The sequence below is a fragment of the Amnibacterium setariae genome (assembly GCF_003581425.1).
Classification (GTDB): domain Bacteria; phylum Actinomycetota; class Actinomycetes; order Actinomycetales; family Microbacteriaceae; genus Amnibacterium; species Amnibacterium setariae.
Map to the genome: position 1 here is coordinate 68,944 of NZ_QXTG01000003.1, position 13,153 is coordinate 82,096.

Here is a 13,153-nt window from a genome sequence, read left to right on the forward strand (position 1 = left end):
CAGGACGCTCGCCGGGCGGCCCGTCAGCCGTGCAGCAGGCGCCAGACCCGGTCGCGGGTCATCGGCAGCTCGTGCGGGCGCACGCCGATCGCGTCCCGGATCGCGTTCGCGAGCGCCGGGGCGACCGGGTTGTACGGCGCCTCGCTCATCGACTTCGCGCCGAAGGGCCCGAGGTCGTCGTAGGTGGACGCGAAGCGCACCTCCGTGTCCGGGACGTCCGCCATCTGAGGGATGTGGTAGTTCCGGAGGGTCCGGGTGAGGACGTGGCCGTCGACGACCACCACCTCCTCGTGGAGCGCCGACCCGATCGCCTGCGCCGTGCCGCCCTCGACCTGGCCCCGGAGCTGCTCCGGGTTCAGCACCGTGCCGGCGTCGACGCCCTGCACGGACTTGAGGATCCGCACCTCCCCGGTGCCGGTGTGCACCGCGACGCGGAACCCGTGGACGTTGAAGGCGAGGCCGCGCGGCGTGCCGTCGGCCGTGCCGGTCGTCCCGAGCGGCGCGAAGTCGCCGAGCGGGCGGAGGCCGGCGGCGGTGCGGACGCCGTCCGGGCCGAGCTCGGCGCCGGGCCCCGCGGCGGCGAGCACGCGGTCGCGCAGCGCGAGCGCGGCGAGGTGGACGGCCTTCCCGGCGACGACCGTGCCGGCCGAGCCGAAGGCGCCCGTGTCGTACCGCGCGCCGTCCGTGTCCGACTGCCGGATCCGCACCCGCTCGGGCGCGACCGCGAGCAGCTCCGCGACGATCTGCGCGTGCACGGTCGTGGTGCCGTTGCCGAACTCGGCGGTGCCGACGTCGAGCGCGAGGCCGCCGTCCGGCTCGAGCGCGAGCCGGACCTCGCTGAAGTGGCCGCGCGGCGGCATCGTCGCGATCATCCCGAGCGCCATGCCGGAGCCGAGGCGCCAGTCGGGGCCGTCCGGCTCGGGCTCGCCGGGCTCGGCCAGCGCCGCCTCGGTCAGCTCGAGCGCCTCCGGCAGCCCGTAGCCGCCGTACTGCAGATCCGTCTCCTCGTCCGGGTCGGTGACGACGATCGGGTCGCCCGGCGCGATCGCGTTCCGGCGCCGCAGCTCGAAGGGGCTGATCCCGAGCCGGCGGGCCAGCTCGTCCATCGCCGACTCGAGGCCGAACATCACCTGGCCGAGGCCGTAGCCGCGGAAGGCGCCCGACGGCGGGTTGTTCGTGTACACCGACTCCGCGTGCACCCGTCGGTTCGGGGCGCGGTACACGGCGATCGACTCGTGGCTGCCGTGGAAGAGGACGCCCGGTCCGTGGTTGCCGTACGAGCCCGTGTCGGCGAGCACGTCGACGTCCATCGCCGTGAGCACGCCGTCGACGGTCGCGCCGAGCGTCACGGCGACGCGCTTCGGGTGCCGCAGCGGCGCGATCGTGAACTCGTCCTCGCGGGTGAACTCGTACTGCACGGGGCGGCCCGTGCGCAGCACGGCGAGGGTGACCAGGTCCTCGGTGAGCAGCTCCTGCTTGCCGCCGAAGCCGCCGCCGACCCGGGCGGCGACCACGCGGACGCGGTCCGGCTCGAGCCCGAACAGGCGGCAGACCTCCGCCTGCACGAGGTACGGGACCTGGGTGGAGGTGCGCAGCACGAGCCGGCCGTCGGCGTCGAGCCAGCCCCGGGTCGCGTGCGTCTCGAGGGCCGCGTGCGCGACCCGCGCCGTGCGCCAGGTGCCGGACACGACGACGTCCGCGGCCTCGAGCGCGGCCTCGACGTCGCCGGTCTCGCCGTGCTTCTGCGCGACGACGTTGCGCTGCGGCTCGCTGATCCGGCTCGCGAGCGCGTCCTTGTCGCCGTGCACGAGCGGGGCGCCGGGCGAGCGGGCCTCCTCCGGGTCGAACACCGCGGGGAGGAGCTCGTAGTCGATGGCGATCGCGCGGCACGCCGCCTCCGCGATCCCGACCGTCTCCGCGACCACCGCGGCGACCCGCTGGCCCGCGAACCGGATGACCGGGTCGAGCACGAGCGTGTCGTCCGGGTCCTCGAGCCGGTTCTGGTGCCGCCCGGTCGAGAAGAGCACGGCGGGGGCGTCCTCGTGGGTGAGGATCGCGAGCACGCCGTCCATCGCGAGCGCCGCTGCGGTGTCGATCCGGCGGATCCGCGCGGAGGGGTGCGGGCTCTTCAGCACCGCGAGGTGCGCGAGCCCCGTCGTGGCGAGGTCGAGCGTGTACGGCTCGCGCCCGGTCACGATCCGCTCGGCCGCGGGCGCGCGGACCGCGCGGCCGACGCCGCCGGCCGCGCCGCGCTCCTCCGTCGTCCCGCGGCCCGCGAGCGCGTCGCGGATGCTCCGGTAGCCCGTGCAGCGGCAGAGGTTGCCCTTGAACAGCCGCGGCAGGTCGGCCTCGTCCGCGTGGCGGACCTCCTCCGTGCTCGCGGTGACGACCATGCCCGCCGTGCAGAAGCCGCACTGGAAGCCGGCCGCGTCGACGAACCGCTGCTGGACCGGCGCGAGGTGCTCCGGGGAGCCGAGACCCGCCGCGGTCGTCACCGCGCGCCCCGCAGCGCGGTGCGCGGGGACGACGCAGGAGTGCACCGGCTCGCCGTCGAGCAGGACGCCGCACGCGCCGCAGTCGCCGGCGTCGCAGCCCTTCTTCACGGCCGTGCGCCCCGTCGCGCGCAGCAGGGTCCGGAGGCACTGCCCGGGGAAGGGGTCGGCCTCGACCGGCTCGCCGTCGACCTCGAACCTCATGCGAGCTCCTGCCGGATCTCCTCGCCGAGCAGGCGGGAGACCGCCTCCCGCCAGTCGGCGGCGCCGTGCGCGTCGGTGAACCAGGTGGGGATCACGCCGATCGCGGCCGCGAGCTCGTCGGCGGCGGGGAGGTCCGGGAAGCGGACCACCTCGGGGCGCGTCGTGCCCCCGGTGACGCACAGGACGAAGGCGCCGTCCTCGTCGCGCCGGGCGGTGAGGACCGTGCCCGCGCGCCCGAGCGGGGAGAGCGCGATGCGGCGGAACGCCGTCCTGGCGGCGAGCGGCCCGGGCGCGAACTCGATCGAGCGGATCACCTCGCCCGGCACGAGCGTGGTCGTGCGCTGCGCGAGGACCGCGTCGGCGACCCGCTGCCGGCGCTCGCCGCCGTCGACCGTCCAGACCACGAGCTCGGCGTCGAGCGCGCCGCCGAGGCCGATGAGGGCGCCCGCGGCGAGGGCGGTCGCGATGTTGCCGCCCACGGTCGCCGAGCTCCAGATCTTGAACGACTGCAGCAGCGACTCGGCGCTCTGCCGGAACAGGGGCAGGGCGCGCCAGCCCGCGGTCGGGGGGATGCGGGTGAGGTCCGCGATCGTGCAGGTGGCGGCGACCGACAGCCCGCCGTCCTCGCGGCGCTCCCACGGCGTCCAGCCGAGCGCGGTCAGGTCGACGAGCCCGGTCAGGTGGTCCTGCGGCTCCGAGTAGAGCCAGGTGCCGCCACCGAGCGGGACCACGGTCGCGGACAGCGCCAGGTCCGCCCGCGAGGCGGGCAGCCGCACCTCGGTCAGCGTCGGCAGGTCCATCGGGCCATCCCACCCCAGGACGTGTTGCGCCCGCATTACACGGGTCTCGCGGATCCGGAGTTCTCGAGCGACACGCCGTCGCAGGAGGGCGCAGGGCGGCGTGTCGCGCGAAGGATCCGGATCCGCGGGGGATCTCCGGATCCGCGGAATCCCGCAGCGGGTTCAGCGGGAAGGGGCAGGATCAGGGCGTGCCGTCGCCCAGAGCCCTCGTCGCGGCGGCCGGCGGCGCCTACCTGGCGAACGTCGCGCTCGGCACCGCCGTGCAGACCCGGCTGGTGGACACGAGCCGGCACCGGTGGACGCACCACGCGCTGTACGTCGTGACGTCGACGCTCACCGTCGCCGCGATCCTCGGCGCGTTCGCGCAGCGCTCGCCGCGCGGCTGGCTGCTGGCGCCCGCGCTCGTGCCGCTCGCCCTGCTGCCGCGCGTCGGCCACGGCGCCCACGCGGCCACCGGCCTCGCGGCCGCCCCCTGGTACGCGGGCGCGCTCCTCGCGCCCGGGAAGGAACTGCACCGCTGATGGAGCTGCTCGACGCGATTCGCCGCCGCCGCACGACCAACGGGGCGTTCCTGCCCGACCCCGTCTCGCAGGAGCACCAGCGGATCCTCATGGAGGTCGCCGGCCGGGCGCCGAGCCAGCTGAACAGCCAGCCGTGGCGGTTCGTGATCGTCGAGTCGCGCGAGACGATCGAGTCCGTCGCCGAGATCTCGGGCGCGAGCATGACCACCGCGATGAGCAACGGCACGTTCTTCGAGCGGTACAAGCCGTACTTCCGCTTCTCGAAGGCGGAGATGGCGCGGCGCCGCGACGGCATGCTGTTCGACCGGCTGCCCGCGCCGCTGCGGCCGTTCACCTCGCAGGCGTTCACCCCGCGGGGCCAGAAGCTGATCAACTCGCTCCACGTGCCGCAGACGCTCGGCGCCGAGAACCGGCGGCTCGTCGCCGGCTCGCCCCTGCTGCTCGGCGTGATGCTCGACCGCGGCGAGTACCGCCCGGGCGAGCTCTCCTCCTTCTACTCCCTCTTCAGCATGGGCGCCGCGATGGAGAACGTCTGGCTGACGACCGTCGAGCTCGGCATGGGCATCCAGTTCGTCTCCTTCCCGATGGAGGTGCCCGGGCAGTGGGACCGCATCGTCGAGCTGCTCCGCGTGCCCGACGAGCTCGAGCTGATGGCCGTGTACCGCCTCGGCTACGTGCCGGAGGAGCGCCGCCGCCCGGCGATCGACTGGACGAGCTCCGAGCGGAAGCTGCCGTCGCAGTACGTGTACCGCGAGCACGCGGACTCCCCGCAGCAGGGCTGGGACGAGCTGGTCCGCCCGCCCGAGCACTGAGGCGGCGTCCGCGAGGATCGTCGGATGCGCATCACGACACTGAACCTCCGCGGGTTCTTCGACTGGGACGCGCGCTCGCCGCAGATCCTCGAGTACCTGCAGGAGCTCGCGCCGGACGTGATCCTGTTCCAGGAGGTCGTCTTCCTCCCGGACGTGTCCCCGTTCTCGCCCGTCGAGCTGCTGAACCGCGAGCTGCGCATGCCCGTCCGGCACGAGGCGATCACGCGGCTGCAGCGCGGCCGCACGCACCCGGTCTACCGCGAGGGCCTCGCGCTGCTGTCGAAGGCGCGCGTCGACGCGACCCAGACGCTGGCGCTGCGGCACGAGGACGGCGACCCGCACCAGCGCATCGTGCAGCTCGCGGACGTGCGGGCCGACGACGGCGTCTGGCCCCTCGCGAACGTGCACCTGTCGGTGCGCGACGACTTCGCGCTCCACCACCTGGGCGAGGTGCTCGAGATCCTGGGGGAGAAGGAGGAGCGGCGCATCCTCGGCGGCGACTTCAACGTCGACCACCTCGAGCGGCACGCCGGCCTGTGGCACGACGCCGTGCTCACCTCGAGCGTCGCCCGGTACCAGTCGCACCCCTCGTCGCACGAGAACGACGACTACTTCCTCGTGCCGACCGAGTACCGGATCGACCGGGTGCTCGTGTCCGGCGACCACCTCTCCGACCACGAGGCCGTCACGGTCGACCTGACCCGGGTCGCCCAGCCGCCGTCCGGAGAGCGCTCAGCGGCCTCGTCCTAACCTCGGAGCATGGCTGCGAACGTCCCGAACATCACGCTGAACAACGGCGTCGAGATCCCCCAGCTGGGGTTCGGCGTCTTCCAGATCCCGCCGGAGGAGACGAAGGCCGCGACGCTGACCGCGCTCGAGATCGGCTACCGCCACATCGACACCGCGGAGATGTACGGCAACGAGGAGGGCGTCGGGCAGGCGGTGCGCGAGTCCGGCATCGACCGCTCCGAGATCTTCGTCACGAGCAAGCTCAACAACGGCTTCCACGACCCGGAGGACGCGCTCGCCGCGTTCGACGTCACGCTCGGCACCCTCGACCTCGGCTACGTCGACCTCTTCCTGATGCACTGGCCGCTGCCCGGCGTCGGCGACTTCGTCGAGACCTGGAAGGCGATGGAGCAGATGTACGCGGGCGGCAAGGTCCGCGCCATCGGCGTCTCGAACTTCAAGCAGCACCACCTGAACCGCCTCCTCGCCGAGACGACGGTCGTGCCCGCGGTGAACCAGATCGAGATCCACCCGTACCTGACGCAGGACGACATGCGCGCGTACGACCGCGAGCACCAGATCGCGACCGAGGCGTGGTCGCCCATCGCGCAGGGCAAGGTCCTGGACGACCCGACGATCGAACGGATCGCCCGGCGGGTGGAGCGCTCCACCGCGCAGGTCGTGCTGCGCTGGCACATCCAGCGCGGCGACATCGTCTTCCCGAAGTCGGTCACGCGCGAGCGCGTGCAGGCGAACTTCGAGCTCTTCGACTTCGAGCTGAGCGACGAGGACATGACCGACATCACGACGCTGAACCGCGACGAGCGCACCGGTCCGGACCCGGACCACTTCAACTACATCCCGAGCTGAGCGGGGAGGGCCGCGTGGACGTCTCGCTCGACGGGCGGGTCTTCGACATGGTCTCCTCCACCGCGAGCCGCGTGGACCCGGAGGCGCCGACGCGCTTCCGGTACCACGAGGCCGCGGGCGTGGTCTGGGGCGACTACGTCGGCGACACCGTCGCGGAGGGCCGGTTCGTCGGCACCCGCGAGGGCGACCGGCTGCGCGTCTCCTTCGTGCACGCGCTCGTCGCCGGCGGCGCCGTGGTGAGCGGCGTCGCCGAGTCGCGCATCGAGGACGCGGGCGCGGCCGGTCTGCGCCTCGTCGAGGACTTCGAGGTCGACGGGCGCCCGCAGGTCAGCGTCTGCGCCGAGGTGCTCCGCACCTAGCGGTCGGCGAGGGCCCCGGCGACGCCGCCGAACCGGAAGAAGCGGTGCAGCACCGCGAACACGACGAGCGGCGGGATCATCGCGGCGACGGCGAACGCGCCGACCCGCCCGCTGACGACGCCGATGCCGACGGTCCAGTTCCCCTCGCTCGGGAGGAACACGAGCGCGACGAGGTACTCGTTCCAGACGAAGAGGAACGTGACGATCGCCGTCGCCAGCACGCCGGGCGCGACGTTCGGCAGCACCACCCGCACGAACCCGCCGAACAGCGAGCACCCGTCGAGCCAGGCCGCCTCCTCGAGCGACACGGGCACGGCGTCCACCGCGGTCGTCATCGTCCAGGTCGCGACCGCGATCGTCAGGCCGACGTAGAGCAGCACGAGGCCGCCGAGGTCGTCGACCAGGCCGAGCGGCGCGAACAGCACGAAGAGCGGCACGATCAGCAGCACGGTCGGCAGCGCCTGCATCGCGAACACCACGAGCGCGAAGGCGTCCACCCTCCTGCCGGCGACGCGGGAGAGGACGTAGCCGGCGGGCGTGCCCAGCGCGACCGCGGCGAGCACCGTCGCACCCGCCACCGCGAGGCTGTTGCCGAACCAGGTCGCGGCCTCGGGGTTCGCGAACACCCCGGCGAGGGCCGGGAGCAGGCCGCCGAACGGCGCGCTCCGCTGCGCCGCGATCACGACGGGGGAGGCGACGGGCACGAGGACGAGGGCGGTGATCGCGGCGAGGAGGGCGAAGCGCCACCAGCGCCCGCGGTCCGCCCGCGTCACCGTCCTGACGCGAACCGCTCCGCCTTCCTGGTCGGTCCCGTGACGAGGAGCAGGTCGTCGGCGCCGATCACGGAGTCGGTCGTGCAGTGGTCCCAGCCGCCGTCGGGCCGCTTGATCGCGGTGATGGTCACGCCCCGCGTGTCCCGGGTGCGCGCCTCCGCGACCGTCCGGCCCACCAGGTCGGCGGGCGGCCGCGTGCGCACCGCGGCGAAGTCGTCGCCGAGCTCGACGAAGTCCTGCAGGTTCCCGCGCACGCGGTGCGCGATGCGCCGCCCCATGTCCTTCTCCGGGTAGACGACGTTGTGGACGCCGAGCCGGTGCAGGATCGCGCCGTGCGGGTCGCTGACGGCCTTCGCCCAGATCTGCGGCACGCCGAACTCGAGCAGGAGGGAGGCGGTCAGGATGCTCGCCTCGAGATCCGTGCCGATCGCCACCACGACGCGCTCGAAGTCCGGGATCGACAGCTCGCGGAGGGTCTCCTCCTGCGTGCTGTCGGCGCGGACGACGTGGGTGAGCCGGCCGTTCATGCGCTGCACGAGCTCCTCGCTCGTGTCGACCCCGAGCACCTCCGTGCCGGAGGCCATCAGCTCGAGCGCCAGGGCGGAGCCGAAGCGGCCGAGCCCGATGACGGCGACGGAGTCCGCCTCCGCCCGCAGGCGCTCGCCCGTGCCGAGCCCGCGCAGCCTCACCACGGTCGGCCTCCGTTCGTCGCTGTGCCGTCGTCCCTAGCCAATGATCGGCCTCTCCTTCGGGAACTCGTACGTGAGGGGTCGCACCCGCACCGCGAGCGCGGAGGCGAGCAGGATCGGCCCGAGCCGGCCCGCGAACATCAGCAGCAGGAGCAGCCCCTGCGCGGCGGGCGGCAGGTCCCCGGTCAGCCCGGTCGACAGGCCCGCGGTGGCGAAGGCGGACACCGCCTCGAACGCGAGCCGGTCGACCGGCTCGTCGGAGAGCAGGGCCAGCGCGATCGTCGACGCGACGATCGCCCCGACCGCGACGAGGGAGACCGTGATCGCCTGGCGGTGGACCGCCCGGGAGAGCCGCTTGCCGAACACGTTGACGGCGGTGCGTCCGCGCATCTCGGCGACGAGGATGAAGAAGAGGACGCCGAACGTCGTGAGCTTGATGCCGCCCGCGGTGCCGGCCGGGCCGCCGCCGATGAACATGAGCACGTCCATCACGATCAGCGTCGCGCCGTCGAGCCGCCCCACGTCCACGGTCGCGAAGCCGCCGCTGCGGGTCTGGGCCGCCTGGAAGAACCCGGCCAGCAGCTTCACCGGCCAGTCGAGCGGGCCGAAGGTGGCGGCGCGCGCCCACTCCACCGCGGTGATGAACACCGTGCCGGTGACGGTCAGCACCGCGGTGCCCCAGAGGACGAGGCGGGTGTTCATGCTCCAGCGCAGCGGCGTCCGCGGGAAGCGGCGCAGCTCGTCGAGCACGGGGAAGCCGAGGCTCCCGATCAGCACGAGCGCCGAGAGGACGAGGCACACGACGGGGTCGCCCACGAACGGGATCAGGCCCCGCGGGAGGATCGTGAACCCGGCGTTGTTGAACGCGGACACGGCGTGGAAGACGCCGTACCAGAGCGACCGCGCGGGCGGGAAGCCGCCGGCCGTGGCGAACCACGCCGTGAGCAGCAGCGCCCCGATCGCCTCGACGGCGAGCGAGACCGCGATCGCGCCGGTGATGAACCGGCGGACGTCGGCGATGCCGACGCCCTGCGTCTCCGCCGAGGTCGTCAGCTTCGAGCCGAGCGACAGCTTCCGTGCGACGGCGAGGCCGATCAGCGAGGCGAGGGTCATGATCCCGAGGCCGCCGACCTGCACCAGCAGCAGGATCACCGCCTGCCCGAAGACGGTCCAGTGCTCCGCGGTGCCGACGGTGACGAGCCCGGTGACGCTGACGGCCGAGATCGACGTGAAGAGCGCGTCGAGCGGTGCCGCCGCACCCGGGCCGGCCTTCGCGACGGGCAGCGAGAGGAGGGCGAAACCGGAGCCGACGGCGGCCGCGTACCCGATGAGCACCGTCGTCGCCGGGCCCCACCGGCGCGGCGTTGCGGAGCGGACGGGCACGACCTCTCCTTCCGTCGAGGCGACCGCAGCCTACCGACGCCGCTCCCGCCGACCGGCCCAGGGCCGGGGCTCGGGGTCAGGCGAACCGGCGCAGGGCGGTGAGCGCCATGAGCAGCGCCGCGAGCGTCTCCGAGTCGGTGAGCCGCCCCGCCGCGACGAGGTCCGGGACCTCGGCGAGCGGCACCCGCACCAGCGCCCGGATCCCCTCCTCGCGCTGCGCCGCCTCGGCGGACGCGACGGGCTGCAGGTCGCGGGCGAGGAACACGTGCTCCGGTGCCCGGCAGACCCCGTTCAGCGCGGTCATGCCGCCGAGGCGCGTCCAGGCGCCGGCGGCGAACCCCGTCTCCTCGCGCAGCTCCCGCTGCGCGGCGACGAGCGGCTCCTCGCCGTCAGACCCGCCGGCCGGCACCTCGAGCGAGGGGCCCACGGTGTGCCGGTCGACCTCGACGAGGAGCACCCGGTCCTCGTCGTCGACCGCCACGACGAACACCGCGTCGTTCTTCAGCGTCACGACGCCGTAGATGCCGGGAGCGCCGTCCGGCTGCACGACGTCCTCCTCGTCGACCCGGATCCACCGGTTCTCGTAGACGGTGCGGGACGCGGTGACGGGCCAGGCCATGCGCTCATCCTCCCCGTCCGGCGCCCGACCTCGTCGTTCCGTGCACGCGTCGGCTCGCACCCAGGTGGACGCGGGCGTGTTCACCGCTCGGACCGACCCCCCGTCCAGGGGACGGCCACCGGCGTTCCAGGCCGGGCCCGCAGCGTTGGATCGCACCGGTCGTGAGCCGGTGCCGAGAAGGGAGAACCATGATCGCCACCCAGGACATCGACGCCATCATCGGGTCCGAGGCCGTCGGCCCCGACAACGACCGCATCGGCAAGGTCGGCCAGGTGTACATCGACCAGGACGCGAACCGGCCCGTCTGGGTCAGCGTCAAGTCCGGCCTCTTCGGCACGTCCGAGTCGCTCGTCCCGCTCGAAGGCGCCGACTGGGACCAGAACGCCCTCCACCTCGCGTTCTCGAAGGACCGGGTCAAGGACGCCCCGCGGGTCGACCCCGACGCGGAGCTGTCGCCCCAGGAGCAGGAGCGCCTCTACGACTACTACGGCATGGGCCACGGGACGTCCGGCTCCACCGATGACGGCGGCCTGCGCGACCGCGGCACGACGGGGGGATCGGTCGTCGACGACCCGATCGCGTCGGACCGCGACCGCTACACCGCGGCGGGCGGCGGCGAGGGCACCGTCGGGAACGCCGGCTCCGGCGCGGACCGCGAGGCCGGCTACGACTCGACGACCGACCGCGGCACCGTCGGCCACGACACCTCCGGCCCCACCACCGACGACGCGATGACGCGATCGGAGGAGCGCCTGAACGTCGGCACCCAGAAGGTCGAGACGGGCCGTGCGCGCCTGCGCAAGTACGTCGTGACCGACCAGCAGACCGTGAACGTGCCGGTGCAGCACGAGGAGGTCCGCATCGAGCGCGAGCCGATCACGGACGCGAACCGCGGCGCCGCCTTCGACGGCCCGGACCTCTCCGACGAGGAGCACGAGGTCGTCCTGACCGAGGAGCGCCCGGTCGTCCAGAAGGAGACCGTGCCGGTCGAGCGCGTGCGGCTCGACAAGGAGACGGTGACCGACCAGCAGCAGGTCACCGAGGACGTCCGCCACGAGGAGATCACCACCGACGACGACGGCACGGGCCGCACCGCCCGCTGACCCTCGTCCGCCCCGGAAGCGGGGATCCGGCTCGTGCCGGGTCCCCGCTTCCGCGCGTCCGGGCGGGTGCGCCGAGTCGTCCCGACGTCGGGTACACTGATCCCGAACCGAAGACCGCCGGTCGTCCCTGCCCAGCAGGGACCGAAGGCCCGGGCCCAGCCCGGCGACCTGCGCAGGGAACCTGGAAGACCGTCGCGCCGAGCGCGACGGAGCCCCGCGGCCTCCTGCGCCCGGGGCTTTTGCTTTGTCCCGCGTCGGGTCATTCGGTCTGAGAAGACGGGAGGAGACGCATGGTGACGAAGGACGCGACGGTCGCCGAGCTGACGGAGGGTTTCCGCAGCTCGAACGCCGCTCTGCTGACCGAGTACCGCGGTCTCACGGTGGCGCAGCTGAAGCAGCTGCGCACGCAGATCCGTGAGCACGCGACGTTCTCCGTGGTGAAGAACACGCTGACCAAGATCGCGGCGAACAACGCCGGCATCTCGTCGTTCGACGACGAGCTCGCCGGTCCGTCCGCGATCGCGTTCGTGCACGGCGACACCGTCGCCGTCGCGAAGGCGCTGCGTGACTTCAGCAAGGCGAACCCCCTCCTCGTCGTGAAGAGCGGCTACTTCGACGGAGCGCCGCTCTCCGCCGACGAGGTGAACCGCCTCGCCGACCTCGAGAGCCGTGAGGTGCTGCTGGCCAAGGCCGCCGGCGCCATGAAGGCGACGCTCACGAGGGCCGCGTACGTGGTCAACGCGCCGCTGTCGAAGGCCGTCCGGACGGTCGACGCGCTGCGCGACAAGCAGGAGCAGGCGGCCTGACGGCCGTCCAGGAACCCCAACAACCCCTAGTTCAGAAGGAGGCCACCATGGCCAAGCTCAGCACCGACGAGCTCATCGAGGGCTTCAAGGAGCTCTCGCTCATCGAGCTCTCCGAGTTCGTCAAGAAGTTCGAAGAGGTCTTCGAGGTCACCGCCGCCGCGCCCGTCGCGGTCGCGGCTGCCGGTGGCGGCGCCGCCGCCCCCGCCGAGGAGGTCGAGGAGAAGGACTCGTTCGACGTCATCCTCGAGGCCGCCGGCGACAAGAAGATCCAGGTCATCAAGGAGGTCCGCGCGCTGACCTCCCTCGGCCTCGGCGAGGCGAAGGCGCTGGTCGACGGCGCCCCGAAGCCCGTGCTCGAGGGCGCGAACAAGGAGACCGCCGACAAGGCCAAGGCCCAGCTCGAGGCCGCCGGCGCCACGGTGACCCTCAAGTAGGACCGTCTTCACGACGCGAAGGGCGTCGCTCCCGACCGGGGGCGGCGCCCTTCGTCGTCTCCCGCGCTACAGTCGCGGTTCCCGCCCCGGAAGGAGCACCATGTCGAGCGAGCCCGGCGCCGTCGCCGATCGTCCGCGGCTCGTCGACGCGGCGTTCGGCCTCGTCGTCACGGCGGGCGTCTGCGTCCTCGCGTTCGCCGTGCTGATCCTGTTCCAGGTGAACCCGACGGTCGACCGGGAGCAGCAGGCGGCGGCCGCGCGCCGCGTCTCCGCGGCGTCGCTCGAGCAGACCCTGCTGGTCGTGGCGCTGGTCGCCCTGGCGATCGCGGTCGTCTACGTCGCGCTGCTGGTCTGGACCGGTCTGCGGCTGCGCGCGGGGCACCGTCGCGCGCGCGTCTGGCTGCTGCTGCTGACGGTGCTCGCGGTGGTGCCGCTCAACCTGCAGGGGCTGCTCGTCGCCGTCGTGCTCGCCGTCGCGGACGTGCTGGCCTTCCGCCGACCGGTCACGGAGTGGCTGCAGCGCGTCGAGCGCGAGCGCGCCCCGCGCTGACGGAGGCCG

The 13,153-nt window shown here is 73.4% G+C and carries 15 protein-coding genes; 9 read left to right on the forward strand and 6 right to left on the reverse strand.

All coding sequences use genetic code 11. The features are described 5' to 3' along the window. Positions 1–23 precede the first annotated feature (23 nt). Both D1781_RS15995 and D1781_RS16000 read right to left on the reverse strand, forming a co-directional pair. Positions 24–2,696: a molybdopterin-dependent oxidoreductase gene (locus tag D1781_RS15995; protein ID WP_119483517.1), complete on the reverse strand. Its 2,673-nt coding sequence runs from the start codon at positions 2,694–2,696 to the stop codon at positions 24–26. Beyond that, positions 2,693–3,496, reverse strand: a complete 804-nt coding sequence (locus D1781_RS16000; RefSeq protein WP_119483518.1) for an FAD binding domain-containing protein — start codon at positions 3,494–3,496, stop codon at positions 2,693–2,695. Before D1781_RS16000 ends, D1781_RS15995 begins: the two co-directional genes overlap by 4 nt. Positions 3,497–3,684: 188 nt before the next feature. Between D1781_RS16000 and D1781_RS16005 the strand changes: the two genes are divergently transcribed. From D1781_RS16005 to D1781_RS16025, 5 genes are read left to right on the forward strand one after another with little or no spacing between them, the layout of a single operon-like run. Continuing rightward, on the forward strand, positions 3,685–4,017 hold the full coding sequence (locus tag D1781_RS16005; protein ID WP_119483519.1) for a hypothetical protein: 333 nt from the start codon (positions 3,685–3,687) through the stop codon (positions 4,015–4,017). After that, positions 4,017–4,829 (forward strand): nitroreductase family protein, encoded by an 813-nt coding sequence (locus D1781_RS16010; protein WP_119483520.1) that lies wholly within the window; start codon positions 4,017–4,019, stop codon positions 4,827–4,829. The genes D1781_RS16005 and D1781_RS16010 overlap by 1 nt, the downstream gene beginning before the upstream one ends. 24 nt (positions 4,830–4,853) lie before the next feature. Continuing rightward, the gene (locus D1781_RS16015) at positions 4,854–5,579 is read left to right on the forward strand and encodes an endonuclease/exonuclease/phosphatase family protein (protein ID WP_119483521.1); all 726 of its coding nucleotides are present in this window, start codon (positions 4,854–4,856) and stop codon (positions 5,577–5,579) included. 9 nt (positions 5,580–5,588) lie between these two features. Beyond that, positions 5,589–6,428 (forward strand): aldo/keto reductase, encoded by an 840-nt coding sequence (locus tag D1781_RS16020; RefSeq protein WP_119483522.1) that lies wholly within the window; start codon positions 5,589–5,591, stop codon positions 6,426–6,428. 14 nt (positions 6,429–6,442) lie between these two features. Beyond that, a complete protein-coding gene (locus tag D1781_RS16025; RefSeq protein ID WP_233551484.1) occupies positions 6,443–6,787 on the forward strand; it encodes a hypothetical protein in 345 nt (114 codons plus the stop codon). Here D1781_RS16025 and D1781_RS16030 read toward each other — a convergent pair. From D1781_RS16030 to D1781_RS16045, 4 genes are all read right to left on the reverse strand, one after another. Beyond that, the gene (locus D1781_RS16030) at positions 6,784–7,560 is read right to left on the reverse strand and encodes a carbohydrate ABC transporter permease (protein WP_119483523.1); all 777 of its coding nucleotides are present in this window, start codon (positions 7,558–7,560) and stop codon (positions 6,784–6,786) included. The genes D1781_RS16025 and D1781_RS16030 overlap by 4 nt on opposite strands. Then, entirely contained in the window at positions 7,557–8,252 is a 696-nt protein-coding gene (locus tag D1781_RS16035) for a potassium channel family protein (protein ID WP_233551486.1), read from the reverse strand. The genes D1781_RS16030 and D1781_RS16035 overlap by 4 nt, the downstream gene beginning before the upstream one ends. A gap of 33 nt (positions 8,253–8,285) precedes the next feature. Further along, positions 8,286–9,632 carry a TrkH family potassium uptake protein gene (locus D1781_RS16040; RefSeq protein ID WP_119483524.1) on the reverse strand — a complete coding sequence of 449 codons (1,347 nt, stop codon included), beginning with the start codon at positions 9,630–9,632 and terminating at the stop codon, positions 8,286–8,288. A 76-nt stretch (positions 9,633–9,708) separates the two neighbouring features. Continuing rightward, positions 9,709–10,251 carry an NUDIX domain-containing protein gene (locus D1781_RS16045; protein WP_119483525.1) on the reverse strand — a complete coding sequence of 181 codons (543 nt, stop codon included), beginning with the start codon at positions 10,249–10,251 and terminating at the stop codon, positions 9,709–9,711. A gap of 188 nt (positions 10,252–10,439) precedes the next feature. Here D1781_RS16045 and D1781_RS16050 point away from each other — a divergent pair, with 188 nt between their 5' ends. From D1781_RS16050 to D1781_RS16065, 4 genes are all read left to right on the forward strand, one after another. Then, the gene (locus tag D1781_RS16050) at positions 10,440–11,354 is read left to right on the forward strand and encodes a DUF2382 domain-containing protein (RefSeq protein ID WP_119483526.1); all 915 of its coding nucleotides are present in this window, start codon (positions 10,440–10,442) and stop codon (positions 11,352–11,354) included. A 290-nt stretch (positions 11,355–11,644) separates the two neighbouring features. Next, the gene (gene rplJ / locus D1781_RS16055) at positions 11,645–12,160 is read left to right on the forward strand and encodes a 50S ribosomal protein L10 (protein ID WP_119483527.1); all 516 of its coding nucleotides are present in this window, start codon (positions 11,645–11,647) and stop codon (positions 12,158–12,160) included. 47 nt (positions 12,161–12,207) lie between these two features. Beyond that, positions 12,208–12,594 (forward strand): 50S ribosomal protein L7/L12, encoded by a 387-nt coding sequence (gene rplL / locus D1781_RS16060; protein ID WP_119483528.1) that lies wholly within the window; start codon positions 12,208–12,210, stop codon positions 12,592–12,594. Between the two features lie 100 nt (positions 12,595–12,694). Then, positions 12,695–13,144 carry a hypothetical protein gene (locus D1781_RS16065; protein ID WP_119483529.1) on the forward strand — a complete coding sequence of 150 codons (450 nt, stop codon included), beginning with the start codon at positions 12,695–12,697 and terminating at the stop codon, positions 13,142–13,144. Positions 13,145–13,153: the final 9 nt, after the last annotated feature.